Raw genomic sequence first — 248 nt, 5'->3', positions numbered from 1 at the left:
CTATGTAGATAGAGGGCAAGTTGATTTACGCACTGAAGTAAATGGTCCTCTACCTATTGTTAATGCTACTGTGATCACACAAATAGTTGGCTCTGTTAGCCAAATGGCACTCTCTCCTGAAGGCATTTGGCTGGTTAACGATCGTCATTTATTACGCCTTACAAAAAACTCATCAGATTTTTCTAAACTACGTTTAGAGCTTACCGCAAAAATATCTTTACCAGAGCGCTTAGCGCAAACCATAGTGC

The 248-nt window shown here is 40.3% G+C and carries 1 protein-coding gene; it reads left to right on the top strand.

Translation table 11 applies throughout. The annotated features are described in order from the left end of the window. Positions 1-248 (top strand): hypothetical protein (locus tag AAEY57_RS20715; RefSeq protein WP_350608748.1); only part of this gene is annotated, 248 nt, incomplete at both ends.

Source organism: Pseudoalteromonas sp. MER144-MNA-CIBAN-0113 (assembly GCF_040308965.1).
In the GTDB taxonomy this organism is placed as follows: domain Bacteria; phylum Pseudomonadota; class Gammaproteobacteria; order Enterobacterales; family Alteromonadaceae; genus Pseudoalteromonas; species Pseudoalteromonas tetraodonis.
Note: the sequence above shows the minus strand (reverse complement) of the source record. Positions and strands in the feature narration are given on the sequence as shown.